At 68.3% G+C, this 25,278-nt stretch carries 20 protein-coding genes, 1 tRNA gene and 3 pseudogenes; 14 read left to right on the top strand and 10 right to left on the bottom strand.

Annotated elements, in window-relative coordinates:
• Positions 1-263: 263 nt before the first annotated feature.
• Positions 264-938, bottom strand: coding sequence for a LysE family transporter (locus FV233_RS18785; RefSeq protein WP_147853235.1), 675 nt, complete (start codon positions 936-938; stop codon positions 264-266).
• Between the two features lie 394 nt (positions 939-1,332).
• Between FV233_RS18785 and FV233_RS18780 the strand changes: the two genes are divergently transcribed.
• Positions 1,333-2,583, top strand: a complete 1,251-nt coding sequence (locus tag FV233_RS18780) for a hypothetical protein (protein WP_147853234.1) — start codon at positions 1,333-1,335, stop codon at positions 2,581-2,583.
• A 1-nt stretch (position 2,584) separates the two neighbouring features.
• Here FV233_RS18780 and FV233_RS18775 read toward each other — a convergent pair whose 3' ends face one another.
• On the bottom strand, positions 2,585-3,514 hold the full coding sequence (locus FV233_RS18775) for a ribokinase (protein WP_147853233.1): 930 nt from the start codon (positions 3,512-3,514) through the stop codon (positions 2,585-2,587).
• A 158-nt stretch (positions 3,515-3,672) separates the two neighbouring features.
• Between FV233_RS18775 and FV233_RS18770 the strand changes: the two genes are divergently transcribed.
• The 4 genes from FV233_RS18770 (at position 3,673) to FV233_RS18755 (ending at position 7,790) form a co-directional block, all read left to right on the top strand.
• Positions 3,673-4,377, top strand: coding sequence for a GntR family transcriptional regulator (locus FV233_RS18770; protein ID WP_238262574.1), 705 nt, complete (start codon positions 3,673-3,675; stop codon positions 4,375-4,377).
• A gap of 775 nt (positions 4,378-5,152) precedes the next feature.
• Complete coding sequence (locus FV233_RS18765) at positions 5,153-5,689, top strand: DUF3489 domain-containing protein (RefSeq protein ID WP_147853434.1); 537 nt, start codon at positions 5,153-5,155, stop codon at positions 5,687-5,689.
• A gap of 41 nt (positions 5,690-5,730) precedes the next feature.
• Positions 5,731-6,222, top strand: a complete 492-nt coding sequence (locus tag FV233_RS18760; protein WP_246690026.1) for a DUF2924 domain-containing protein — start codon at positions 5,731-5,733, stop codon at positions 6,220-6,222.
• The gene (locus FV233_RS18755) at positions 6,219-7,790 is read left to right on the top strand and encodes a recombinase family protein (RefSeq protein WP_147853436.1); all 1,572 of its coding nucleotides are present in this window, start codon (positions 6,219-6,221) and stop codon (positions 7,788-7,790) included. Before FV233_RS18760 ends, FV233_RS18755 begins: the two co-directional genes overlap by 4 nt.
• Before the next feature lie 56 nt (positions 7,791-7,846).
• On the opposite strand, the gene FV233_RS18750 is transcribed toward FV233_RS18755, so the two are convergent.
• Together FV233_RS18750 and FV233_RS18745 are read right to left on the bottom strand one after the other, a co-directional pair.
• A complete protein-coding gene (locus tag FV233_RS18750; RefSeq protein WP_147853437.1) occupies positions 7,847-8,125 on the bottom strand; it encodes a hypothetical protein in 279 nt (92 codons plus the stop codon).
• Between the two features lie 166 nt (positions 8,126-8,291).
• Positions 8,292-8,367, bottom strand: a tRNA-Ala gene (locus FV233_RS18745).
• Between the two features lie 122 nt (positions 8,368-8,489).
• Here FV233_RS18745 and FV233_RS18740 point away from each other — a divergent pair.
• The 3 genes from FV233_RS18740 (at position 8,490) to FV233_RS18730 (ending at position 10,651) form a co-directional block, all read left to right on the top strand.
• Positions 8,490-8,792, top strand: a complete 303-nt coding sequence (locus FV233_RS18740) for a YggT family protein (protein ID WP_147853438.1) — start codon at positions 8,490-8,492, stop codon at positions 8,790-8,792.
• Between the two features lie 12 nt (positions 8,793-8,804).
• Complete coding sequence (locus tag FV233_RS18735) at positions 8,805-9,848, top strand: MaoC family dehydratase (RefSeq protein WP_147853439.1); 1,044 nt, start codon at positions 8,805-8,807, stop codon at positions 9,846-9,848.
• A 284-nt stretch (positions 9,849-10,132) separates the two neighbouring features.
• Positions 10,133-10,651: a GNAT family N-acetyltransferase gene (locus FV233_RS18730; protein WP_147898399.1), complete on the top strand. Its 519-nt coding sequence runs from the start codon at positions 10,133-10,135 to the stop codon at positions 10,649-10,651.
• A gap of 263 nt (positions 10,652-10,914) precedes the next feature.
• Here FV233_RS18730 and FV233_RS18725 read toward each other — a convergent pair whose 3' ends face one another.
• Positions 10,915-11,160, bottom strand: a complete 246-nt coding sequence (locus FV233_RS18725) for a hypothetical protein (RefSeq protein ID WP_147898398.1) — start codon at positions 11,158-11,160, stop codon at positions 10,915-10,917.
• Positions 11,161-11,459: 299 nt separating this feature from the next.
• Between FV233_RS18725 and FV233_RS18720 the strand changes: the two genes are divergently transcribed.
• A complete protein-coding gene (locus FV233_RS18720; RefSeq protein ID WP_246690025.1) occupies positions 11,460-12,443 on the top strand; it encodes a helix-turn-helix domain-containing protein in 984 nt (327 codons plus the stop codon).
• 46 nt (positions 12,444-12,489) lie between these two features.
• Here the strand turns inward: FV233_RS18720 and FV233_RS18715 are convergent, their stop codons facing one another.
• Positions 12,490-13,926 (bottom strand): diguanylate cyclase, encoded by a 1,437-nt coding sequence (locus tag FV233_RS18715; RefSeq protein WP_147898396.1) that lies wholly within the window; start codon positions 13,924-13,926, stop codon positions 12,490-12,492.
• Between the two features lie 195 nt (positions 13,927-14,121).
• On the opposite strand from FV233_RS18715, the gene FV233_RS18710 reads away from it, so the two are divergent.
• The 3 genes from FV233_RS18710 to FV233_RS18700 all read left to right on the top strand — a co-directional run bounded on the left by FV233_RS18710 (position 14,122) and on the right by FV233_RS18700 (position 17,200).
• The gene (locus FV233_RS18710; protein WP_246690024.1) at positions 14,122-15,531 is read left to right on the top strand and encodes an MFS transporter; all 1,410 of its coding nucleotides are present in this window, start codon (positions 14,122-14,124) and stop codon (positions 15,529-15,531) included.
• Positions 15,532-15,811: 280 nt separating this feature from the next.
• Positions 15,812-16,057, top strand: coding sequence for a hypothetical protein (locus FV233_RS18705; protein ID WP_147898394.1), 246 nt, complete (start codon positions 15,812-15,814; stop codon positions 16,055-16,057).
• 153 nt (positions 16,058-16,210) lie between these two features.
• Entirely contained in the window at positions 16,211-17,200 is a 990-nt protein-coding gene (locus tag FV233_RS18700) for a helix-turn-helix domain-containing protein (protein ID WP_147898393.1), read from the top strand.
• Here the strand turns inward: FV233_RS18700 and FV233_RS18695 are convergent.
• The 3 genes and pseudogenes from FV233_RS18695 to FV233_RS18685 all read right to left on the bottom strand — a co-directional run bounded on the left by FV233_RS18695 (position 17,193) and on the right by FV233_RS18685 (position 19,794).
• A complete protein-coding gene (locus tag FV233_RS18695) occupies positions 17,193-18,329 on the bottom strand; it encodes a hypothetical protein (RefSeq protein WP_147898392.1) in 1,137 nt (378 codons plus the stop codon). The genes FV233_RS18700 and FV233_RS18695 overlap by 8 nt on opposite strands.
• A gap of 446 nt (positions 18,330-18,775) precedes the next feature.
• Positions 18,776-18,907, bottom strand: a pseudogene (locus FV233_RS18690) (IS701 family transposase); the annotation flags it as partial.
• 49 nt (positions 18,908-18,956) lie between these two features.
• Positions 18,957-19,794: pseudogene (locus FV233_RS18685) on the bottom strand (IS5 family transposase).
• 358 nt (positions 19,795-20,152) lie between these two features.
• Here FV233_RS18685 and FV233_RS18680 point away from each other — a divergent pair.
• Together FV233_RS18680 and FV233_RS18675 are read left to right on the top strand one after the other, a co-directional pair.
• Positions 20,153-21,442 (top strand): methyl-accepting chemotaxis protein, encoded by a 1,290-nt coding sequence (locus FV233_RS18680; protein ID WP_147898391.1) that lies wholly within the window; start codon positions 20,153-20,155, stop codon positions 21,440-21,442.
• Between the two features lie 894 nt (positions 21,443-22,336).
• Complete coding sequence (locus FV233_RS18675; RefSeq protein ID WP_147898390.1) at positions 22,337-24,292, top strand: sigma-54-dependent Fis family transcriptional regulator; 1,956 nt, start codon at positions 22,337-22,339, stop codon at positions 24,290-24,292.
• Between the two features lie 341 nt (positions 24,293-24,633).
• On the opposite strand, the pseudogene FV233_RS18670 reads toward FV233_RS18675, so the two are convergent.
• Positions 24,634-25,157, bottom strand: a pseudogene (locus FV233_RS18670) (alcohol dehydrogenase catalytic domain-containing protein).
• Positions 25,158-25,278 lie beyond the last annotated feature (121 nt).

The raw sequence follows: 25,278 nt of genomic DNA, 5'->3' as shown, positions 1-25,278 counted from the left end.
ACGTCATCGCGTGGTCGCTCTGGCGACGCGCGCATCAGGCGGCTGCCCGAAACGCTCATCTCAAACGCCGAGCGTCAGACGCCAAAGGGCGTCACCGCCGTAAGCCCAGCAAAACACGCCGACGACGGAAAAGCCAAAAAACGCAACTGTAATGCTAGGGTGCATTCAACGACTCACCCCGGGGGACTCGCGGAGGATCGCATGGCCAGTGGTGATGTCGTTGAGATGGGCCAGTCTGTCCCACGCGGCGGCTCAGAACTATCTTAGAGTCCGACCAATTGTCCCGAGTTCATGCCCTCACCGGTGCCATCCAAATGGGCTACCGTACTTTGGTCTAATCCCCGAACTATTAGGCTCAATGCTAGTACGGCGAGGAGGAGGCCGGCGGCCATGTTCAGCTGGTTCAGAACATGACTGGTGACACAGCGCCGGAACATCGACACGGCTGTGTTGAACACAACCCACCAGCCGAACGAGCCCAGGAAAACGCCGGCCGCCAGTACCGATAGTGGCGCGGTCCCGTGCTCGAGCAGGGCCGGTGTTGCGGCCAGGAACAGCACGGGGGTGACTGGATTCGCAAGGGCTAGCGCGATGGCACTGCCGTAGCTCGCGGCCAGGGTGTGTCGGCGCTCGCTGTTCATGCGCAACACCGACCCGCGGCGAAGAATTCGGACCGCGAGGGCGAGTAGCACCGCTCCCGAAACTAGGGAGAGCACGGCCCCGTTCGAAAACGCCGCGGCCAAGTCGTTGCTCCAGCGCGCCATCAAAGTCCCGTATGTCAGATGCACGGTGGCGACGCCGAGCCCGGTGGCAAGGCCAGCGGGCAGGCCCCCTGACAATGTGCGCTGGATGCAAAGTAAGCTCGTGGGTCCGATCGGCGCGGCGATGGACAGGCCAAGGCTCGCCCCCGCGAATAGGGCCGTGGCGATGACGCCCATGACGCCGGGAATGCGCTTAGTCGTCTTCCGCGCGGTCGAGAGGCGAAGCGGCCCCCCGGGGTTCAGCCGCCGCGTTGTTCGCGTCTGGGCACCCAATCTGCGCGCGCTCTACGGCCGAGGAAGCTTGCGCGCAGGCGAGCTCTGGTAGGTCGTTCAAATCGTCGGCCCAGGCCCCGGTGCAGGACAAGACAACAATCAGGCTTGCGGCAACTGTTTTCATGGTTGCTCCTCCCGTGTGCCGACAATTTAAGGATGGCTGAAAACTGATCATCCGCCGTCTGGCGGATAACACTGCCTGTACCGCGATAAGCTTGCGGCCTACGTCCCACCCGTGCAAGAAAGCAGAGTTTCCTCAGGTGCTTACACAGTCTCGCCTTAGTTTGCGGAGGTCGCGTTGCCGCGCCCGCTGGTGCGTCCGGACGGCGGGCTTACTGAAAACGTGCTCGGCGCACCGTCCCTCACCAAAAGCATCATCTGTTTGAAGGATACCGCTGTCAGTTTTGGACTGATATTGGTCTTACTGCGATCACTCAGACCATCGTGGGGCGTGCCGGTGCGGGAAGCTCTTATCGACCGGATCTACGAGGCTGCGGGCACCCCGGAGCTCTGGCCAGACGTCCTCCAGACTCTCGGTGATACGGCGAATTCGGATGGCGCTGTGCTCATGGTGCTGCCCCCCGTCGGAATGCCCCGCTGGATTGCCTCGCCAGCATTCGAGCAGCGACTACGTGAGCACACGGCCGCGGCCTCCTGGGGTGGCAGCGGGCGCACGGCACAATGGCGCGTCCAGGCCCATGCCGGCTTCATGCGCGACGTCGACCTCGTACCGGGCTCCTATGACGGTCGGCCCAGCGAAGTCGACAAGACGTTTTGGCAAGTGGGGACAACGATTCCCCTGCCTACCGGCGATGTCGCGATCGTCACCGCCGAACGCCGTGCCCAAACCGGTCCCCATGAGGCCGCCATCCTACATAAGCTCGATGCTCTGCGTCCCCATTTTGTGCGCGCTTGCCAGCTCAGCGCCCAGTTCGGTTGCGAACGCACTCGCGTCACCACCATGATGCTCAATCAGATCGGGGTTCCCGCTGCGGTCCTATCGGCCTCGGGGCGGGTGCTCACCATAAATGCCCGTCTGCAGGAGCGGGCGGAGGTCCTGCCCCCGGGCCAGCACGGCGGCTTCCTATTCAAGAGCGTGATCAACGGCAAACTGCTGCAGAACGCGATCGACAGGGTCATCAATGGCCAACACACGGCACAGACTATGCCGGTACGCAGCTATGCTGACGACCGCCCTCAAATCGCTCATGTCATGCGCTTAGAACGGCACCCCGGCGACGTCTTCGGTGCTTCGGCGGTACTAGTCATCCTTGTGCACGTTGGCGCGCGGGCAGCTCCGGACGACGGCCTCCTCAACCTGCTGTTCGACCTCACCCCAGCTGAGACACGCCTGCTCCAGGCGCTGGCCGGGGGCTTACGCCTGCAGAGCTACGCCGAGAGCGTCGGCGTCCAGACAAGCACTGTTCGCACTCAGCTCACCTCGATCTTCAACAAAACCGGGACCAAGCGGCAGGCGGAATTGCTGAGCATCGTCGCCTCACTCTCGATGTTTAGCGGTCAGACGGCACATTGTTTTGGTGCGACGTGAGTTATCGTGCGGCGTTGTCCAGAAAGGTGGCCAACGCGTGCGCGGTCGGAAAAGCGTCGAAGGCACCGAACTGGCAGGTGGTGAGCGCACCGCAAGCCGCGGCCTGGCGCAGGGTCGCGTCGAGCGGTACTTCTGCGAGCAGGCCCGCCATTAGCCCGGCCGTGAATGCATCCCCCGCCCCGACCGTATCCACTGCCGCCACCGCGAAGGCCAACTGGCGTAGGGGCTGCAGCCCAGGGCGAAACGCCATCGCGCCGCGATCTCCGAGGGTCACTACCAAGAGGTCTAGGCCGCCGTGGAGCAGGGCGGCAATAGCCGGTGTCGCGGCTGGGGCGTGGGCGATGGCGTCGGGAGTTCCAAGGCCCAGGTCCGCGGCCTCAACCGCATTGACGATGAGGATACTAGTGTCGGCTAAGATCGCCGGGTCGATGGGGCGCACCGGTGAGGGGTTCAGCAGAGTGCGGAGGCCCAGCGTTCGAGCCAGGGCGAAGGCCTCGCGGATGGGAGCGTCCGGCGATTCGAAAGTCGCTGCCACGAGGTTTGCCTTCCGAATACGTGCGGCGACGGCTCGGACGTCCTCCGCACCGAGGGCGAAATTGGCGCCGAGGCAAACTGCTAGGCAGTTCTCGCCGGTTGCATCGACGAAGGCGACGCCGGCACCCGTCGAGCCTGCATGCGGTACCAGCATATCCTCGGAGAACCCGACTTGCGCGAAGGTCGAGCGGGCCACTGGGGAGAACACGTCCGTGCCGACGGCAAAGAGTCCATCCACTGCGACGCCGAGCCGGCGCGCGGCGATCGCGAGATTGAAGCCCTTGCCGCCGGGCTCGGCCAGGAAGGCCAAGCCATCGAGGGACTCACCTGCCTGCGGCAGCCGCGCGACTTTGACCGAGCAGGCAATCACGAAGCTTCCAATGACGAAGACACGCATGGAGCACTCCGAGCTCATCCGATATAAGCATTTGTATCGGAGGTCGATCAGACGTGCGCCTTAAAAATCGGACGATAAACGGTGAGGTCAGCCCAGACCTCGCGGAAGGCGAGCGTCCCTCGGTGCTCTCTCTCTTACGCCTGCGCGGCGATACTGCGATGCCGCTGTACCGGCAAATTGAGAGCCAATTGCGCGAGTTGATCCTGTCGGGCTCGCTGCCGCCGGGCGTCATACTGCCGGCCGAGCGCCAGCTCGCCGATAGCCTCGGTGTCAGCCGCGTCACTGTCCAGCGCGCCTACGCCGAGCTGAGTGACGGCGAACTCCTCGTGCCGCGCGGGCGCTCCGGCTTCCTCGTGCGCCGTCCCCCCGAGCCCGTACGCCCAGGCATGGACCGGCTCAAGGGTTTCACCGAGGAAATGCGGGAGTTGGGGAAGATCCCGTCTTCGCGCATACTGGAACGGGCGGTCACTGAGGACCGCTCCATCGCCTCAATCTTCGGCCTGCCCTCGACGGCCCCGTTCCTGCGCCTGACGCGCGTTCGCTCCGGCGACGGCGTGCCGATGTCACGCGAGGTCGCTTGGTACAACATCCGCGCCGTACCTGCCCTTGAGACCGGCGATCTCTCCGGCTCCGTGTACGCCTTCCTAGGCGGGCATCCGGGCGGCCGTCTCGTGCGCTGCGAGCAGACGGTGGAGGCGACGATGCCGACAGCGGACGAATGCGAGATTTTCGACTTCGAACAGCCCCTCCCATGCCTCCTGATCAAGCGTCACAGTTACAATCAGGACTCGGTCATGATCGAGTACGTTGAGGGCCTATTCCGGGGAGATGCATATCGCTATCGGCTGAATCTAAGCGCTTAGCAATTGAGACCGACGTTTGGTCCTGACTCGCGAAAACGCCTCCGTATGGATTTATCCATCCGATTGGGCTTTATAAACATTATCTTCAATGTTCGTGGATTTGGTCGGTGCGCTTTTGGTGACGACAGGCAAGCATCATTGGGAATTAATTCGCCCCGGACAGTGCCCAACTAGAGCGAAGCCGCTTTGAGAGCTATGCGAAGACTGTATGCTTCTGCTCGATGAGGATGAGTGGGTAAGGCAGGGTGGGGCCGTAGGGGGACGTCTGCCTTGCAAGGAACCGCCTCAGAAGCGGACGTGCCGCTTTCGGCCACCTTCGGTCATTCTGGTTCGATCAGACCTCCAGCAAGCGGACCTTCTGATGGTCTGAGAAGGGTCACGAGCTTCCGTTCGCAGTGGACAACGGCGCGAAGTTTCGGACCGTCTCAGCCCAACCGTAGCTTCGACTGGACTGTCGAAGCGAACGGAGCGTGTGTGGTCTCCAGCCCGACGCACGGAAACTGGCTAATCATTATGACAAGCTTGAGCTTATCCAATATAATCGACGCGTTGATCGCAAGACTAAGCGACGTTGGCGCGGTCACCAAGACTGTACTTGTATGGATCAGCAACAGTCTGGAAGTAGCGGAGTGGCAACGCGACGGCTGACGCATTCCTCTTTTCACTAGGTTGTCATTCCGACCATCCACGCTTTGCCCCGCCGGCCGGCCTTGCGCCGCCCGCGGGGTCGGGGTCGTGGCAGGGCCTGACCTGCCCCCGACGGAGACCCCGACCCATGACCACCATTTCGCTCACCCGCACCGAGACCAGCATCCTGCAGACCGCCGCCGCATGCGAGGGCCGCCTACGCTTCGCACCAGAGATGAAACCGGCCAGTCGCAAACGGCTCATTGGCCGTCTCCTACGCGACGAACTCATTACCCCATCGGACGCGCCGGACGGACAGCATCGCCTGACGCCCACGGGCTACCTGGCCATTGGCCTCACCCCGCCCGCCCGGACCAACACAGCGTGCCGCCCGAACAAGAAGGCGCTGGTGCTGACGCTGCTGACGAGAGACAACGGAGCGACGCTCGCTGAGCTCATCGCGGCGACGGGCTGGCTCCCGCACACGACGCGCGCGGCCCTCTCTCGGATCCGGTCCGGGGGACAGCCGCTGGCGAAGGCAGCGCGGCCAGACGCGACGACGGCCTACCGCATCCTTCCACCCTCGCCCGCCGCTCGCACTCGCTCGCGGCGCAAGGGGGAGACGCTGACGCGGGGCGCTGAGGCTGAGCCGCAGGCTGGCATGCCGATTCAGGCCGTCGCCTGATGGCGCGGACCCAGCCCATTTTGGGGAGCGAGGCGGACCACGTGTCCGCCTCGCTCGACGCGCTCGCCGGGATGGACGCGGCGGCACTGGAACGGCGCTGGCGCCAGGTCTTCGGCGCAGCCCCGCCTCCCGGCCTCCCGCCGGCCCTGCGCGCGCGGGTGATCGCCTACCGCCTGCAGGCTCTGGCCTATGGTGACCTCGATCGCGATACCGCGCGGGCGCTCGAGCGGCTCGCACAGGCACGGGGCCCAAGAGGCCAGAGCGGGGACGATATGCCGATCCGCGTGTCGGTGCCGGTGCCGGACCGACGCGGGCGCACCCCCGGCGTGACGCTCTCGCGGGAATGGGCCGGGGTGATGCACACCGTGCACGTGTTGGACGCGGGCTACGCCTGGAACGGGGCGACCTATTGCAGCCTGTCCCGCGTGGCGCAGGCTATCACCGGCACCAAGTGGAACGGCCCCCGCTTCTTCGGCCTGCGCGCCAAGACCACTGGCGGTGGGGAGCTCGGTGTGGGGAGGGTTGAGGCATGAGTGCCCGGTCGTCCAAACCACGACAGGCACCGCCCCCCGGCACACGGCCGACGCTGCGCTGCGCGATCTACACCCGGGTCTCGACCGAGCACGGGCTCGATCAGGAGTTCAACTCCCTCGACAACCAGCGTGAAGCCGCCGAAGCCTACATCCGCTCCCAGGCGCACGAGGGCTGGCGCCTGCTACCCGGCCGCTACGACGACGGCGGCTTCTCCGGCGGATCGCTCGAACGCCCCGCCCTGCAACGGCTGCTCGCCGAGGTGCAGGCCCGGCGCGTCGACGTGATCGTCGTGTACAAGGTCGACCGGCTCACCCGGGCCCTGTCCGACTTCGCCAAGTTGGTCGAGCTGTTCGACGGGCACGGCGTCTCGTTCGTGTCGGTGACCCAGGCGTTCAACACCACCACCAGCATGGGCCGGCTTACGCTCAACGTGCTGCTGTCGTTCGCCCAGTTCGAGCGTGAGGTCACCGGCGAACGCATCCGCGACAAGATCGCCGCGAGCAAGCGCAAGGGGATCTGGATGGGCGGCGTCGTCCCACTCGGCTACCGGGTCGAGGACCGCGCCCTGCACGTCGTCGAGGAACATGCCGCCCTCGTGCGGGCGATCTTCGCGGGCTACCTCGCGCACGGCACGGTGGCGGCGCTCAAGCAGGATCTCGACGAGCAGGGCATCACCCTGCCGGCCCGCCGCGACGGGGCTGGGCGAGAGACCGGTGGGGGTCCGTTCTCGCGCGGGCATCTGTACAAGCTGCTCGGCAATCCGCTCTACATCGGTCAGCTTCGGCACAAGGGTCAGGTCCATGAAGGCCAGCATGCCGCGATCGTGGACGGGGTGACGTGGCAGGCGGTGCAGGAACGGCTCACCACCAACCACCATCAGCATCACCGCGGGCGATCTGAGAGCGTGCACCTCCTCACCGGGCGCCTACGCGATGTGGCAGGTGAGCCGATGGTGCCGAGCCATGCCCAGAAGGGTCCACTGCGCTACCGCTACTACGTCGCCCGTGAGGTCGGGCTGGATGGCAAGCGGCTGCGCTTGCCTGCCGGGCCGATCGAGGCGGTGGTCGTGGCTGGTCTACGGAGTATCGCTGCACCGAGCCCAGTACCGCTCGAAGACGCTGCCGTGGTCGCTGCCGAACTCGAGACGGTGACGGTGCATGCCGATCACCTCATGCTGCAGCTCACCGGCGACCGCCCTCCCTTGTCGCTGCCCTTCGCGCATCAGCTGCAGCGCCGCCGCAGGGCGATCGTCGTACCGCCGGGGCGCGAGGGCGATCGGCTGCGGGCGATGAAGGCGGAGGATCGCACCCGCATGCTCGTAGGCATCGCCGCGGGCCGGACCTGGATGGGGGATCTCGTGGGTGGGCGAAGCACGAGCATCGAGGCGATCGCCAGGGCCGAGCAGCGCAGCGAGCGCTCGGTGCGCATGACGCTGTCCCTCGCCCTACTCTCCCCTCGCATCGTGCAGGTGATCGTCGAGGCGCGGCTGCCCCGGGGCATCGGCCTGCGTCATCTCTGCGAGCTGCCCCCCGCTTGGGATGCACAGGAACGCATCCTTGGCTTGTGATAACTGAGCGTCCCGCCTGTGCTCCCCACGGCTGACGTCATCGCCTCCGGAAGCGATCAGGCGAATAGGCGCACCGCCATCCCGATCACCACCGCGGCTCCCAAGCAGCGCCGCCACGGGTTGACCCCGCGCAGCAACTCATCGCCCGCCCAGACCGCAAGGGCGATCCTCGATGCGAGATCCGCCCACTGCCCGACGGCGGTATCCTCCCCCGCGATCCAAGCGACGGACAGCATCACACCGAAAAGCCACAGCGGCGTGTTCGGCCACTGGCCGATCACGATGCGCCCGCTGGTGCGGTCGCGGAAGAACCAATCGAGGACCGCGGGTAGCATCGCAGGAAACGGGAATGAGGCCTGTGGAGACCGGGGGCCGAAGGGCCGATGATCCGGCCCCGGAGACACGACAGAGACGCGGCTGAAGCAGGACGCTCGAGCTAAGCTACTGACATGACGTGACTTTCGACGACCACCCGGATCCTGCGGTTTGCGCAAGGACCCCTGGTGGAGCTGAGGGGAATCGAACCCCTGACCTCCGCAGTGCGATTGCGGCGCTCTCCCATCTGAGCTACAGCCCCGTCGAGGCGCCGGCCTTGTAGGCGCGGGCGGCTCAGCCTGTCAATTCCTGTTTCACCGCCGCCCGCCGCACACCGCTCCCGGTGAGGCCGCGCGGGCGCCCCTAGGATACGCGCGGACCCGCATGAACGCCCTGATCTGGCTCTTCGACACGGTCGTCCAGCTCTTCATCTACGTCCTCATCGCCAGCGCGGTCCTGAGCTGGCTGGTGGCGTTCAACGTGGTGAACGTCCGCAACCCGATCGTCGCCCAGATCGGCGAGGTGCTCTACCGGATCACCGAGCCGGTGCTGCGGCCGATCCGCAACCTGCTGCCCAATCTCGGCGGCGTCGACATCTCGCCGATCATCCTGATCCTGCTGCTGCTGTTCATCAGCAAGCTTCTGCACGAGTATGCCGTGCCCCAGGCTTACATGTACGCGCAGTAGGATCGAGTGACCGTGAAAACCAACCCCGGCCGGTTCTTCGAGGATTTCCGCCTCGGCGAGACCATCCGCCACGCCACGCCCCGCACCGTCACGGTGGGCGACGTGGCGCTCTACACCGGCCTCTACGGCCCGCGCTTCGCCGTGCAGTCGTCGGACGCCTTCGCCCGGGCCTTCGGCTACCCGAAGAGCCCGCTCGACGACCTGCTGACCTTCCACATGGTGTTCGGCAAGACCGTGCCGGACGTCTCCCTCAACGCGCTGGCCAACCTCGGCTACGCGGAGGGCGGGTTCCGCCGGCCGGTCTATCCGGGCGAGACCGTGTCGACCGTCTCCGAGGTGATCGGCCTCAAGGAGAGCTCGAACCGGCAGACCGGCGTGGTCTACGTGCGCTCGGTGGGCTCCGACGAGGCCGGCGAGACCGTGCTGAGCTATTGCCGCTGGGTCCTGGTGCGCAAGCGCGACCCGGAGGCCGCCATCGCCGAGGAGCACGTCCCGAGCCTGGCCAAGGTGGTCGATCCGCAGGACCTCGCGGGCGCCCTGCCGAAGCTCTCGGCCGCCGCCTACGATTCGGAACTCGCCGGCAGCCCGCACCGCTTCGGCGACTACGCGGTGGGCGAGAAGATCGACCACGTCGACGGCATGACCGTCGAGGAGGCCGAGCACCAGATCGCCACGCGCCTGTTCCAGAACACCGCCAAGGTCCATTTCGACGGCCTGGCCGCCAAGGACACCCGGTTCGGCCGCCGGCTGATCTATGGCGGGCACGTGATCTCGCTGGCCCGGGCGCTCAGCTTCAACGGCCTGGGCAACGCCTTCGCGCTCGCCGGCATCAATGCCGGCCGCCACGTGGCGCCGCTGTTTGCCGGCGACACGGTCTACGCCTGGAGCGAGGTCCTGGCCGCGGCCGACGTCGGGCGCGACGATGTCGGGCTCCTGCGCCTGCGCACGGTCGCCACCAAGAACCAGCCCTGCGGCGCCTTCCCGGACCGCACCGGCGAGGGCTACGACCCGGCCGTGATCCTCGACCTGGATTACTGGGCGTTCGTGCCGAAGTAGGGGCGCCACGGGACGCGCGGCCCGGATTCGGGGGCGCGCGCTGTCCCGCCTCCGTCCGGGGCTGTCGGGCGCGGCAGATTTTCGGAGGGCCCGGGTCCTCCGGATGGCGCACATCCCTCACCCCAACTGTCGCGCCCGATGACGACCGATGTGGAAACGCCGTAGCCTCTGCGGGGACGGGGCCAGCGGGTGCCGGTCTGCATTGCTCTCGTCCAACGCCGACCAGTAGGATGGCCCGCACCCGCTGCCTAGCGGGCACGAGTCCGACCCGTTGGGAGCCCCCGGTGGATCCCGTCCCGTCGATGCCGGAGGCCGTGACGGTCAGGCCGGCGGTCCTGGACGATGCGCAGGCCATCGCGGCGATCCATGTCGCCGCGTGGCGGGAAACGTATGCCGGGCTCCTGCCCGCCGGGATGATCGCCGCCCAGACGGTGGAGCGGCGGTTCGCGATGTGGACGCGCATCCTCGGCGATCCAGCCTCCGGCACGGCGGTCGAGGTCGCCGAGGAGGGCGCCGGCCTCGTCGGATTCGGGTCCTGCGGCGCCCAGCGCTCTGCCGAGCTGGCAGCGGACGGCTTCGGCGGCGAGGTCAGCGCGGTCTACGTCCTGCGATCCGCCCAGCGGCGCGGGACCGGTACCGCCCTGATGGCCGCGCTGGCGGCGCGCCTGAACCAGGCCGGGCATCGTGCCGCCAGCCTGTGGGTCCTGAGCGAGAACTTTTCGGCCCGGCGGTTCTACGAGCGCCTCGGCGGCGTCGCGGTCGGGGCGCGGAAGGAGCACCGGGAGGACGGCAGCTTCGTGTAAGTCGCCTATGGCTGGCGCGATTGCGCTGCGATCCGACGGGAGGCGGCTTCGGGCTGAAGCGCGCGGCCGTCATTGCGAGCGCAGCGCAGCAACTTTGGACCACGCCACGTTCGGAGATCGCGACGCCTCGCTCGCGATGGCGGCGCCGGCCGAGCGCATCCGAAAGCGCCTCCCCCCGGGCGTGACCGATCCACAAAAACCCCGACCCGGGTATCCGGGCGCGCGCGATGCCGTATGGCCGAACGCCCCGGACGAAACACCGATCAGGCCGCGAGGGGCCGCTCCGCCACCGGCTGCCGGAACGGCTGCACCAGGACGCGCCGGCCGCTGAGGTCGTGCACGCTCACCCGCCAGTCCGACCAGTCGGTCCGGTCGGACAGCGACCGCATCACGTCGGCGGCGACCCGGCGGGCCCGCACGGTGAGGCGCCCGGCCGCGCGGATCTCCGCGCCGCGGGCGTCGAAGACGCATTCCAGGCCATTGGTGCAGTGGAACCGGTATCGGGCCATCGGGGCTCCTGCCTCGTCCTGCGCGGCGGCGGTTGAATGTTCTATATATGTTCTTTTTCGGGACGGACAGGCCCGGGTGCGATCCGCCGCAGGTTATCCCGGGGTCCGCCGGCCCGCGCGACGACCGGCACGGGGGGAGGGCGGCCCGTCTCGTCCGGGAGAGGCGATCGGCCGGCCCGGGGCGTCGCCCGAAAACGACAGTCTTCGGGCCATACACAATGACGGCCCGCGCCACAGATAGGCCTCTCCCCCCCGGTCCGGGGCCGGGCCCCCGCATCCGGTCGTCGAGTGAGCATCCCGTGTCGGCCCACCGCGTCAGAACGCTTGTCCAGAGCACGGCCGAGGTCGAACCCGAGCGGGCCTTCGAGTTCTGGCGCCACACCGCGCTGGCCATGACCGGCGTCGTCAGCAGCGGGCTGGACCGGTCGCCCGCGTTCGCGGCCCGGCACCTCGTGGCCGAGACCGCGCACAGCACCCTCCTGCACACGCAGAGCCGGACCATCGACATCGCCCGGCCGGCGCAGCACATCCGGCGGGACGGACGCGACGCCATGGCGATCGCCGTGTTCGTCCGGGGCACCGGATACGCCGAGCAGGGCAACCGCGGCGCCCGGATGGCGCCCGGCGACATCAGCATCGTCGACGCCAGCCGTCCCTATCGCGCCGGCGGCTACGAGGATTACGAGGAGATCCGGCTGATCACGTCGCGGGCCCTGTTCCGGGCCCATGTCGGCGAGCCCGAGACCTTCGCCGGGCACACGATCGGCAGGGGCCATCTCAACACCCTGTTCGTGTCCTACCTGCAGGCCTATGCCGGGCAGGTCGCCACCATGTCCGAGGCCCAGGCCGGGATCGCGGTCGAGGGGGGCCTGCACCTGCTGCGCAGTTTCACGGGGGTGTCGGAGGATCCGATCCCGGTCGACGCGCTGAGGTCCCTGGCCTCGGTCCACATCCAGCGTCGCCTGCACGATCCGGAATTCGGCCCGGACGCCCTGTGCCGGACCCTGTGCGTGTCCCGCAGCCGGCTCTACGCCGCCTTCGCGGACGGCGACGGCGTCGCGGCGTCGATCCGCGACGCGCGCCTGGAGCGCGCGCGCCGCTACCTCTCCGTCCCGGCGCACGCGCACGACAGCATCGCGACCATCATGCTCCGGTGCGGCTTCACCGACGCGTCGGCCTTCAGCCGGGCGTTCCGTCGGCGCTTCGGGATCGCGGCGCGCGACGTCCGGACGCCGAGGTCCGGGGACCGCCTCCCGGCCGCCGGCTCTCACGCCGCGATCTGACGCGCTCGCTTACGCCGAACCGGTATCCACTGCGGCGGCGAGCGCTCTAGGAAAGCGCGCCCCGCTCCGGGCGCCCGGCCCACCGGTAGGTGCCGCGGCCCTGGGCCTTGGCCTGGTACAGGGCCCGGTCGGCGCTCTGGTAGATCGCGTCGGGCTCGATCCCGTCGGCCGGGATCAGGGCGACGCCGATGCTGACGCCCACGGACACGTCGCTGCCGTCGATCCGGCAGGGGGTGCCGATCGTCCGGGTCAGGCGCTCGGCCAGGATGGCCGCGTCGGCGGGCTGGTGCAGGCCGGTCTGGATGACCACGAACTCGTCGCCCCCCAGGCGCGCCAGCGTGTCCTCGATCCGCACGACGGCCCGCATCCGGTCCGCGAGGATGCGCAGCAGGGCGTCGCCCGCGGCGTGACCGAGGGTGTCGTTGACGGCCTTGAACCCGTCGAGGTCGAGGCACAGCAGCGCGCAGCCGGGACCGCCGCGCCTCACCAGGGCGATCTCCCGGAGGAACTGCTCCCGGAACCGGGTCCGGTTGGCGAGCCCCGTGAGGGGATCGTGATGCGCGAGGTGGGCGATCTGCTGCTCGGCGCGCTTGCGGTCGGTGATGTCGAAGGTCAGGCCGACGACCCATTCCGGTTCGCCCCGGTCGTCGAGCTCGACCCGGCCGGTTCCGCTGACCCAGCGCGTCTCGCCGTTCGCGCGAACGATGCGGAACTCGGTCTCGAAGGTGCCGCGCGTGGCGATGGCGCGGCCGAGGGCGGTCAGGGTCCGGTCGGCGTCGTCCGGATGCACCAGCGGCCGCCAGTCCCGCGCGACGTCGATCTCGATCTCGGCCTCGCCCAGCCCGTGCTGCCGGGCCATCTCGGCCGAGATGAGCGCCCGCCCGGTGGCGACCCGGTAGTGCCACGTCCCGGCCTGGGCGGCCTTCAGGGCGAGGTCGAGCAGCAGGGACTTCTCCGCGAGCGTCTGGTGCATCACGCGGCTGTCGGTCTCCGCCCGGAGATCCTCGACGAGCCGGCGCTGCTGCGCGAGCAGGCGCCGCGCCTCCGCCTCGGCGCCGATCAGCCCGGCGGTCACCCGCCGCACCACGTCGATCAGGACGATGTCGATCCCGGCGACGAGGGTGAACAGGGCCAGCGTGGTGAGGACCGCGCGGTCGAGGAAGAACGAGCCCAGGGGCGGGATGAAGACGTACCACGCCGCCACGCCGGACAGGACCGCGCAGACGGTGCCGGCGCGCGCGCCGCACAGGAAGGTCGACAGGATGACGGCGGGGAAGAACGTGAAGAACGGAAAGCCCGGCGGCAGGGCGGGATGGAGCGCGAGGCGCAGCAGGAGCGCGACCAGGAAGGCGGCCGTGCCGACCGCGACGCCGGGCACCGGCTGCCGGAGCCGCCCGCTCGCCGCCATCGACAGCTTCAGGATCTGGATCGCTCGCCCATCCGGTGCGTCGGCGTCGGCACCAAGAACAGCGGCGGTTCTCATCGTCACGGCTCAAGTTTCTATACGGCGATCAGTCACGTATTCATTCCTATAGAAGCGTTAAAGCAGTCCATCACGTCTCCGTGTTGGGACTGCCGCGGGCGCGGCCGGGATCGGATTTTGAATCCGGACCCCGCGCCGCTATCAGGGCCGCCCACCGGCTCGATCGCCTGTCGGTCGAACGCGGAAACCCCTGTGGTGAACGACGCATCCGCACGCCCTGCCGCCCCCCGGGGCGCCCCGCCATCCGATCCGCGCGGGTCCCTGACCGCGATCACGGCCCGGCTCGACGGCCTGCCGCTGACGCGGCTCCACCTGGCGATCCTGGCGGTGTGCACCCTCGGCCTGTTCACCGACGTGGCCGAGGTCGCCCTCAGCAACGCCCTGGCGGCGATCTTCCTGGCGCCGCCCCACAGCATGCCGCGGGGCGACCTGTCCCTGCTGCTGGCCTCGGTCTTCGCCGGGGGCGCTGTGGGGGCGCCGGTCTTCGGCCTGGTCGGCGACCGGTTCGGGCGCCGCCGGGCGCTCCAGGGGACCCTCGCGCTGATGGCGGTGGGGTCGCTGGCCGCGGCGGCGAGTTCGGGCCTCGCGCAGCTCACCCTGGCCCGGGTCGTGTCGGGCTTCGCGATCGGCGGCTTCCCGCCCCTGGCCGCGACGTATCTCGCGGACGTGATGCCGCCCCGGCGGCGCGGGGCGATGCTGATGCTCTGCGCCGGGATCGGCTTCCTGGGCGCCTCCGCGGTGATCCTGCTGGTCCAGGGCCTCGCCCCGAGCCCGCCGCTGGGGATCGCGCCCTGGCGCTGGGCGCTGATCCTGGGCGGGGGCCTGGCCGGGGTCGGCGCCGTCCTGTTCGCCCGGCTGCCGGAATCGCCGCGCTGGCTCGCCTCGGTCGGCCGGGCCGAGGCCGCCGACCGGGCCTGCCGGCGCTTCGAGGACGCGGCCGGCCTCGCGCCGCAGGAGGGACCCGCCGAGGCCCCCGCGGCGGAGCCGGCGGCCGGTCCGGTGCGGGCGGGGCTGCGGGCGCTGCTGGCCGAGCCGCGGCAGCTGCGCCGGACCGCGCTGTTCGTCGCGCTCTACGGGCTCAGTCCCTGGGCGACGGTGGGCTTTCCCCTGCTGAGCGCCGTCGTGATGATCGGCAAGGGCTTTCGGATCGACCAATCCCTGGTCTTCGCCGGGCTGTCGATGCTGGGGCCGCCGCTCGGAACCCTGCTCACCGCCACGGTGATCGACCGCCTGGAGCGGCGCGCCTGCCTGGTCGTCCTGGCGGGCGCCATGGTGGTCCTGGGCACGAGCTTCGCCGTCGCCGAGGCCTTCACGACCCTGGTCCTGGTCGGCCTGGCGTTCAACACCGCCGCCGCGATCTACGGCGGCGTCCTCGCGATCTACGCGACGGAACTGCTCTCGACCGCCCTGCGGGCCTCGGCCCTCACCTGCGCCTGGGCGACCGGCCGGATCGCGGCCGCCCTGACCCCGGTGGTCCTGCTGCCGATCCTCCAAGGCTACGGGATCCACGCCATGTTCGCCGCGATCACCGCGACCCTGGCCGCCAGCTGCGTGCTGGTGCTGCGCGGGCCGCGCGGCCGGTCGGGACGGCCGGTGGCGCGCTAGAGCCGTGCCCGACCACGTCGGGTCGGGCACGGCTCTAAGCTCCTGTTTTGACGCGCTCTCTTGCGACGAACCGGAGCCACTTCGTCGGAGAGCGCCCTAGGGCGCCCGGCCCCGCGACGGCTACGGCGCCGCCCGGCAGATCCCTCATTCCGCAGGGTCGTCCTGCGCGAGCCGGTGACGCCCGTCGGGGCTTTGCCCTAACGGCCCGGCGGTCCGCACCCTATCTCGTCGAGGATCCAGGCCCGCCTTCGGGCCCCGTCGCCCGGGAAAGATGACCGCCATGACCTCCGTACGGATCCTGCCCGCCCTCCTGCTGATCGGCCTCGCGGGCTCGGCGCAGGCGCAGACCGTTCTGGCCCCCTCCGGCGATTCCGCGGTGACGCAGCCCGGCGGCACGCAGGGGCGCGGCGCCCGCCACAACCTCCGCCAGGCCGTCCGGGACGGCGACGTGGTCGGCGTCCCACCCGGCGCCCGCGGCGTCGAACTCGGGCCGCGCCCGCTCCGGCGCGGGCCGTCCCGGCCGTAGACCGGGCAACAGGCCGCCGCTTCGGGAAGACGCGGCGCGCGCCGGCGGACGTTTACCCCTGGTTGTCTTCCGGGTCGCTCGGCTCTTGCTTTTGTCGACGCGGCCGGCAATCGCTGCGCGGCGGCCGGTTCCGTCCGTAGCGGAGCTCGCCCCGTGTCCCTCCCGGCCCTCGTCCCCAGCACCATCGAGACCACCCGGCACGTCGAGCCCAAGCGGGCGTTCGACTTCTGGTGCTCGACCGCGCTGGCGCCGCACGGCGACGTCGGGCGCATGCATCCCCGCGCGGCGTTCCGGGCCCGGAGGCTCGTCGTCATGGGCGCGGATTGGGGCCTGACCCACACGGTCAGCAGCCCGGTCGGCGTGACGGTCGGCGCCCGCCACATCGGCCGGAACTCCTCCGACGCGATGGTGATCGGCCTCGCCCTCGACGGGATCGGATACCAGCAGCAGGGCCTGCGCGGCGCGCGCCTGAGCGCGGGGGACATCAGCTTCCTGTCGCGCCAGCGGCCGTTCCTGGCCGGCACCCAGAGCGATTACGCGGAGATCCGGCTGGCGCTGCCGCGCGCGACCTTCGAGGCCTGGATCGGCACCGTCGAGGCCTTCGCGGGGCGCTGCATCGCCGACCGTCCCGCACACGCGGCGTTCAAGGCCGCGTTCCGCACCTTCGCGGCCTCGGCCGCCTGGATGACCGAGGGCGAGGCGCAGGTCGCGCTCGAAGGCGTGCTGCACCTGCTGCGCACCCTCGTCCGGGACCAGCCCGGCGACCCGGCCGCCCCGGTCTCGTGCGAGGCGGTGGTGTCCCTGGCCCACGCCCACATCATGCGCCGGCTCCACGACCCGAGCCTCGGCCCGGCCGAGATCCAGGCGGCGCTCGGCCTGTCCCGGGCCCACCTGTACCGGGCCTTCGCGGGGACCGACGGCATCGCGGCGGCGATCCGCGACGCGCGCCTCGACCTCGCCTACCGCCGCCTGACCGCGCCGGGCAAGGACCGACTGAAGATCGCCACGATCGCGTATGCCTGCGGCTTCACCGACGCGCCGACCTTCAACCGCGCCTTCCGCCGCCGCTTCGACCACGCGCCCGGCGATCTGCGCGCCAGAACGGGCGATCCCGGGGGGGCGGCTGCGGGCGCCCTCACTTGAGGTGATAGGCGACGCCGGCGATCAGCGCCTTCTCCTCGGTATTGATCGTGGACCGGGGATCGCCGCCGAACTTGTTGTGCCAGTACTGGAAGCCGACGAACGCCTCGACCCGGTTGGGGGCGTGCTCGAGCAGCTGCCCGATATCCAGGACCAGGTTGGTCTGCGAGACGAACTCCATCTTGGTCCGGTACTGGTTGACGTCGCCGTAGCGGCCCTTGGGCATCACGATGGTGTTGAACCCGGCCAGCGCCAGGGGCAGGCCGGTGAAGGCCAGCGGGATCGTGTAGGTCAGCTCGAATTCCGGCGTCGTCTTGAACTCGACGCTGCGGAAATGCGAATAATCGAAGCCCGGAATCGCCGGGATGCCGCTTTCCGGACGCGGAGGGTCGCCGGCGAAGCCGTTGCGGGAGAATTCCTTGTAGGCCTGGACCTTCAGGTTCACGAACCCGACCGGCACGTCGAAGGCGAAGTTGAGGCCGAAGGTGCCGGCGCGCTTCTCGGAATCGAACGTCGTGTTCTTGGTGTTGACGTCGGCCCCGAACGCCAGCCCGATATCCTTGACCAGGCCCGGGATCGCGAACGCCGTGGTGTCGAAGATCTTGTTCGGGCTCAGGACGCCCCGGTAGATCAGGTAGACCTCCGTGGCGCCGTAATTTTTCCTCCGGATCAGCTTGTCGCCCGCCGCGTCCTGGGAGCCCGACTGGAGGATGTCGAGGGAGATCAGGTTGGTGCCGTAGGCCCAGGAATTGGCGTGGAACAGGTTGACCACGTTCTTGGGCACCTCGCGCGGCACCCGCCGGCCCTGCGCCGTCCCGTCGGGCCGGCGCACCGAGAGGCCGGGCTCCGCCGAGGGGCCCTGGAACCGGTAGCTGATCACCGTGTCCGAGAAGGAGAAGTACGAGGGCGGCGGCGCGGCCATCGCGGTCGCGGCGGCGAGCGGCACCCCGGCGGCCTCCCGGCGGTTCGCCCGGCCCTGCACCGCGTCCGCCCGCCCGCCGGCGCCCGCGTCCTCCACGGCCCCGGCCCGGGCGGTGCCGGCGACGACGATCGCCCCCGCGCCGACCGGGGCCAGCAGGGCCGCCGCGATCAGCAGGGCCGCCCGCTTCACCCGCCTGCGCGTCGGACCCATCCTCACCGCGCATGCCCCGCGGTGGCGTCGGCGCGGCCGGTCCGGGCCGGCCCCGCCGGGAGGCTCGCAGGGAGGCTCGCAGGGGCCGCGGGCTTCGCGGTGTCTGGGGTTCGCGGTCGCGCGGGCGGAAGCATCGAACGGACTTTCTGCCTCGGTCCACGCCGATTCTAAGCTGAGACCTGAAATTCTCGCCCAGTAGGCATCGGGATCATGCGCCCGTCAATGCAGTGCATCGAACGTTCTTAATTGATAATGTAAATACTGTCCGTGTAAATCTAATACAGAATGATGGCCTGTGTCCGTGAAAGAATGGAGCTTTCGGCTGCGTGTTCGGTGCGATTGTAAGTCTCAATAGCCTGGCCTGCGGGGTGCGCCGCGGGCGGGCGTGAGACGAATCGACAACGGAAACCGGCGCCCGCGCCCGGGGCACGCATTCCGCGTCCCGTTCCCGCCGGGGCGGCGCCCCCCTCCTGGCTGAACAGGGGCCGCATGCGCCCCTTCACCTCTCGCAGCCACGAGGCCCACAGCTCAAGCGTCGTCTCGACCGAAGTCCCAGCCGTCCATGCTGTGCGCATCATGGGACCTGATCGGCCCCCACGAGGTGGTCCGAGGGCAAAGTTAGAGTGCCTAACAGACCCGTCTGATCTGGTTGAGGGTGACGAGGCTTGCGAAGGCCTCGTAGATGTCTGCGCGTCGCTCGTCGCGGATGGGCCATCGACGGAATTGGTTGAACCAGGCGTGGGTGCCCTCATCTTGAGCTTGTCGAAGGATCCACGACCCAACGGTGACGACCGAGTTTCTCGCTGCTCTCGATGCCCCTTCGCGCGATGCGCGGGACGATCCCCCGCGCCCGGCACTCCTGGCGGCGGGGTCTGGCATCGTAGGCCTTGTCAGCGTGCAGCTTGTCCGGACGGCGTCGCGGTCGTCCGCGCCGACCGCTCCGCACAGACGGGATGGCATCGCGGGTCGCCGCCATCATGACGGTGTCGTGCCGGTCGGCCCCGCTCAGGCAGAAGCCGAGGGTTCGACAAGCTCACCATGAGGGGCGTGCCGCGCGCGTCGGTGACGAGATGGCGGCTCTGGCCCGGCTTGCCCCGGTCCGTCGGGTTCGGGCCGGTGGCAGGCCCCCCTTTTTGGCCGGGACAGACGCGCTGTCCAGGCAAGCCCGGCTCCAGTCGATCTCACCCGCCGCGTGCAGGCGGTCCAGCACTACGTGATGCGGGCGGCTCCAAACGCCCGCCGCCTGCCAATCCTGCAGCCGCCGCCGGCAACCCATGCCGGAGCCGCAGCCCATCTCGGCCGGCCGCATTTCCCACGGCAGCCCCGAGCGCAGCACGAACAAGTTGCCCGTGCGTGCGGCCCGGTTCTCAATTGGACGCCGCCCACCCTTCGGACGCGGCCGAGGCGGCGGGAGGAGCCGAGCGATCTCATCCCAGAGTTCATCGGGGAGAAGCGGTGTGGCCATGCCAAACCAACGCTGAAAACCCCGCTCGATGCCGTTCTGTTAGGCGCTCTAAGTCAGTTCCGATTTTTTATCGATTTAACCTGAGTTTGTATTTGATTATATTCTGTATTGCGACGGTCCAAAATTTCAGCTTGCTATGGACAATTGACTATAGTTAGAATGTTGCGGGCAACCGACGTTTCCTGGAGAAATAAATTTCAACGCATTGATCGTCGATGACAAGCGTTTGAAAAATATCGTTTGTTGCTACTTATAGTTTACGAGCTGACGATGAGAATCTTATTGTGCTGAACGATGTAGCGATTTTTTTATAGATACTATGTGTAAGCACATTCAATAGGTCGGGGTTGGCAAAGACATGTTCAGGAAGCGCAGCGATAACGACATTCTGCTGGAGATTCTCAATAACCACGCCGGGGTCGGACTGTGGGATGCGGTGCTGCACGCCGGCGATCCGATGCACCCGAAGAGTCGCTGGACATGGTCGGCGGAGTTTCGCCGCCTTGTCGGCTTTGCCGATCACCGGGACGAGTTCCCGGACGTGGTACAATCCTGGTCCGACCGCCTGCACCCCGAGGATGCAAGCAACACCTTCGCCGTGTTTGGGGAAGCCCTGAAGAACGTGGTGAACAAGGGTGCCTACGACGTCGCCTACCGCCTGCAGATGCGCGACGGAACGTATCGCTGGTTCCGCGCCACGGGAGGGGTGGTGCACGATGCGAACGGCAACCCGCTCCGGGCCTGCGGCTCACTCGTGGACATCAACGACGCCATGGTGGCCGCGCAGACGAGCAAGGCGCGCGCAGGCCTGATCGACCACCTCGTGGCCGCCTTCGATGGCGAGGTCACTGCGATTGCGGGTGGCCTGTCGGGCGCGGCGAGCGAGATGGAGGCGACTGCCAACACGATGTCGACCATCTCCGGGAGCAACAGCGGGCGCGCGGCTGAGGTGTCCTCCGCTTCCCGTCAGACCTCGGCAAACGTGCAGACGGTGGCCGCGGCCACCGAGGAACTGGCCGCGACGATCCGGGCGTTGGCGGCGCAGGCAACCCAGTCTTCCGACCTGGCCGGTGCTGCCGCAGCGAAGGTTGAGCGCACGGACGCCCTGGTCCAAACCCTGTCGCGAGCCGCCGATCAGATCGGGGCGGTTGTCGATATCATCAACACCTTGGCGAGACAGACGAACCTGCTGGCGCTCAACGCGACGATCGAGGCGGCCCGGGCTGGGGCTGCCGGGCGGGGCTTCGCCGTGGTGGCCGCTGAGGTGAAGGAACTCGCCACGCAGACGGCTAAGGCGACGGAAGAGATCAGAGCTCAGGTCGGCGAGATCCGGCAGGCGACCGCGACCACCGTGGCCGCAATCAGCGAGATCGGCACGGCCATCACGGGCTTGCGCGACGCGACCCAAGGCATCATGCACACGATGGATGAGCAGGGCAGCGCGACCGACGAGATCGCCCGGAGTGTGCAGCAGGCAGCCTCCGGCTCACGGACGGTGACGGATGCCATGGGGGCGTTGGAGCGCGACGCCGGCCAGACTGGTGAAACCGCCAAGGTCGTGCTGAGCGCGGCACGGCGTCTTGCAACTCAGTCCGAGCAACTTGGAGTGGTCGTGCATCACTTCCTGAGTGAGGTTAAAGCGGCCTGACGTTTGTCCGGGTTCCGTCCGGCCTCGTCAGGTGCACTCACGATCGAACGATTCGCCACAGCTTGAACGTCTGTTCTCGAACGCAGCGCCGAAGCTTGCTTCCTGCCTCGAACCGACGGTGCCGGACGGCCAATGCATAGCCGCTCTCGGGACGCGCCAACGGCTGTCGGCACGTCGGTGATATCCGCCACCCAGAACTGGTTCGGGGGGGCGGAGGCGAAGTTGCGGGCGGCGAGATCGGGAGCCGGACGCACCTCCCGGTCCCGCAGCGTCGTGATGGGGCCACCGCGCCGGTGGCTGGCCCCGACGAGACAGGCCTCGCGCATCAGCCGGGCAATGGGCGCCCGTGCTTGCGGAAATGCCGGTCGCCCTGCTCGCGCAGGTCGGCGTGGATGCGCGGCACGCCATAGGTCTCGTGCGAGCCGAGATGGACGGCGTGGACTCGGTTCAGCGGGGCGGCGTCCGCCCCGCGTCGCGCCGCGGGTGCGCGCCATCACGGTGATCGGGAAGTCGGCCTGGTCGGCGCTCATGAACCGGAAGACCCCGAGGGCAGAACTCCGGTCTCCCACGCAAGCCAGGCCGCAGCGACCAAACCGGGGCAATCCCAATCCCACCCATCGGCAACGTGCCTCCCGCCGAGGGTCAGGCACGCTACCTCACGCAGGCCAAGGTCCAAGCCTTGATCGCTTGAGCCAAGCCAAACGGCCTCCGAGAACTTCCGGGCCGTTCTCCTCCGTGCAGACAAGAACCGCCGCGTGGGAGCCGACCTTCAAACTGAAGCCGAATGACAGCTCAGATCACTAGACGCAGCCAGAACTCTGTGTTTGATTTCGCTTATCAATCCTAATCCTATTCGGACGATGGCGCGGTCTTGATGTAACGCGAGGACAGTCCATGGGGCACCAGCGTGCGATCCGCCTAGCGTGGGAGGCGTTCCTCGCGGACGGCCGTCTTCCTGCAGGCATGGCGACACATTTGGCGGCGTCATGGCAGCGCTCTAAGATGCACGGCGTCAGGGTTGAGTTGACGGAGGCACCTTTGGCAAGCGCGCCGGAGGTCTTCCGACACCGTGCCGAGAATGCCGAGTTGTTGGCGATTGCTCGGCCAGCCATCGCGCGATCCGGTGTCCTGCTCTCGGATGCCGCATCAATGGTGATCCTGACCGATGCGGGCGGCTTCATCCTCGAAACGGCCGGCGACCGACATGTGATTGAGGGCGGGCGCCGCAACCACCTTGAGACCGGAGGACGCTGGGACGAGACCGCGATCGGCACCAATGCAATCGGCACCGCCCTAGCGACATCCGCGCCGATCATGATCCACGCCGCCGAACACTTCTGCCAGGATGTCCAGCGCTGGAGTTGCGCGGCGATGCCGCTGCGTCATCCGATCGACGGCACCCTGCTGGGCGTCGTCGACATCTCGGGACCGGCTGCGTCCTTCAACCCGCAGAGCCTCGCCCTCGCCGCGGCCGTCGGTCGGGAGATCGAGGAATCGCTTGGCCATCGGGCGAGGGTCGAGCACGAGATCCTGCTGCGCAGTTACGTGGCGAAGCGGTCGATCTGGCTAAGCAACGACATCGTCGTCCTCGATCGGCGTGGTGCCCTGGTGCATGCGACGGAGGCCGCGCAACGTGGCTTCGAGACCGGATCCCCCGTCTTCACGGAGACCGCACGTCTGCTCGTCGGACGCGCCGATCCGAGTGAATGGGAGGAGAACTGGCGCCGGCGCTTCTCGCAGGCGAGCCTCGAGATCGTCCGTCAGGACGGCGTCGCCCTCGGATGCCTCGTCGTCATCCATCCCGTGCGCGAGCGCAGGTCCAAAGTCGCGGGGTCACGCACGGTGGCCACCCTGATCGAACCCGAGAGCCGGTTCGAACGGATCGCCGGGAACAGCGCGGCCATCCAGGTGGCCCGCCAGCGGGCTCGGAAACTCGCCGCGAGCGGCCTGCCCATCCTGATCGAGGGTGAGACGGGCGTCGGCAAGGAGCTGTTCGCCCGCGCGATCGCCGAGACGAGCCCGGCGGCGGGCGGTCCATTCGTGCCAGTGAACTGCGGGGGCATCGCGCGCGACCTCATCGCGAGCGAACTCTTCGGTTACGTCAAGGGCGCGTTCACCGGCGCCGACGAGAAAGGGCGCATCGGCAAGATCGAACAGGCCGATGGCGGTGTGCTCTGCCTGGACGAGATCGGCGAGATGGCCGCCGACCTCCAGTCCTATCTCCTGCGTGTCCTGGAGGATCACGTCGTCTACCGGATCGGGAGCCATGAAGGGCGTCCCGTCAAGATCCAGCTCGTATCGATGACGAACCGCGACCTCTCGGCCGAGGTAGAGGCCGGGCGCTTCCGTCAGGACCTCTTCTACCGCGTCGCCGCGGCCCGGCTTCGGATCCCGCCTCTGCGCGAGCGCGGCGACGACATCCTTCTCCTGGCGGAACGCTTCGCGGCCGCGGCGGCCACCCGCCTCGACCGGCCGGCTCCCCGCTTCGACGCGGCGGTGCTGGCGGCCTTCACGGCCTACCGATGGCCCGGCAACGTCCGCGAACTGCGCAACGTCGTCGACGCCATGGTCGCCCTCTCGCTGTCGGACGATCGCTTGACGGAGGCCGACCTGCCGCCGGAACTTCTGAAGGCGCCCGATCGGGTCGGACCCATCCTCTCCCTGCCGCCGAAGACCGGCACCGTGCAGGGGATCGCCCTCAAGGCGGCGGAGCGCTCGGCGATCCTGGCACAGGTCGACGCGTGCGGAGGCAACCTCACACTGGCTGCGCGGCGCCTCGGTATCGCCCGATCCACCCTCTACGTGCGCCTGGCGGAATACGGCTACCCTCGCATGCCGGGCGGCGCGTAAGGCCGAAGCTCAACCGGGAACCAAGCGCTGTTCTCCGCTCCCCTCGGCGGAATGGGGAGGCTCACGGCCGGGATGAACGGCGCAGGTTCTCCCGACGCTCAGCCGAGCTACGACGCTGGTCCAGCCGCCCATATGCCGCCTGCCATAGACTCGCTCGGCCATATCGCGCGTCGGGTAGGCGTGCAGGGTGACGCGACCGAACTCGTAGCTGATCAGGCCTCCGGCGGCGCTATGACCGTGGGGAGGATAGGTCGGAACGGGCGTCGGCAGATCCTTGGACGCGACGGTGAACGGCCCCAGGTCCCACCGGCCGAACTTCTTCGTCGCCGTCGAGTCGATGCCTACACGCCGATGGCGACCTTCAGGACCCCGTCGCGCTGGTTTGCGAAGAGATCGTAGGCCGCTTCGATCTGGTCCAGCTTGAACCGGTGCGTCACGAGCCCTGACAGGTCAGCCCGCCCCGAAGCGACGACGGCGAGCATCCGGCGCATGCGCTCCTTCCCACCGGGGCACAGAGATGTGCGGATCGACGTGTTTCCCAAGCCGGCCGCAAACGCGTCAAGGGGGATTTTCAGACCGAAGGAATAAAAACCTAGTACTGGGCCCCGCGCCCGCATTGGCAGGCGTTGCTCCAGCCGGAGGGCGTGATGGCGCCGGCGATGACGCGCTGCCCCTCCTTGAAGCCCGTGACGCCGGAGCCAAGCCTTTCGACGATACCCACCGGCTCGTGGCCGACCGTCAATCCCCGTTCGACGGGATACTCCCCCTTGAGGATATCGACATCCGTTCCGCAGATCGTCGGGGTGGTCATCTTGAGAAGGACGTCCAGCGGACCGATCTCCGGTACGGGTTTATCATCTAGCACTACTTTGGTAGATTGAGGGAACGCTGGAGGTTTTTGCGGATTCGCCTGCCACGGCCATGAGCGTGGGTGCTCGCGATGTCAGGTGCTGGTGGATGGCGTGAGGATCTGGACCGGTGGCTGC

This window comes from Methylobacterium sp. WL7, assembly GCF_008040085.1.
In the GTDB taxonomy this organism is placed as follows: domain Bacteria; phylum Pseudomonadota; class Alphaproteobacteria; order Rhizobiales; family Beijerinckiaceae; genus Methylobacterium; species Methylobacterium mesophilicum.
Note: the sequence above shows the minus strand (reverse complement) of the source record. Positions and strands in the feature narration are given on the sequence as shown.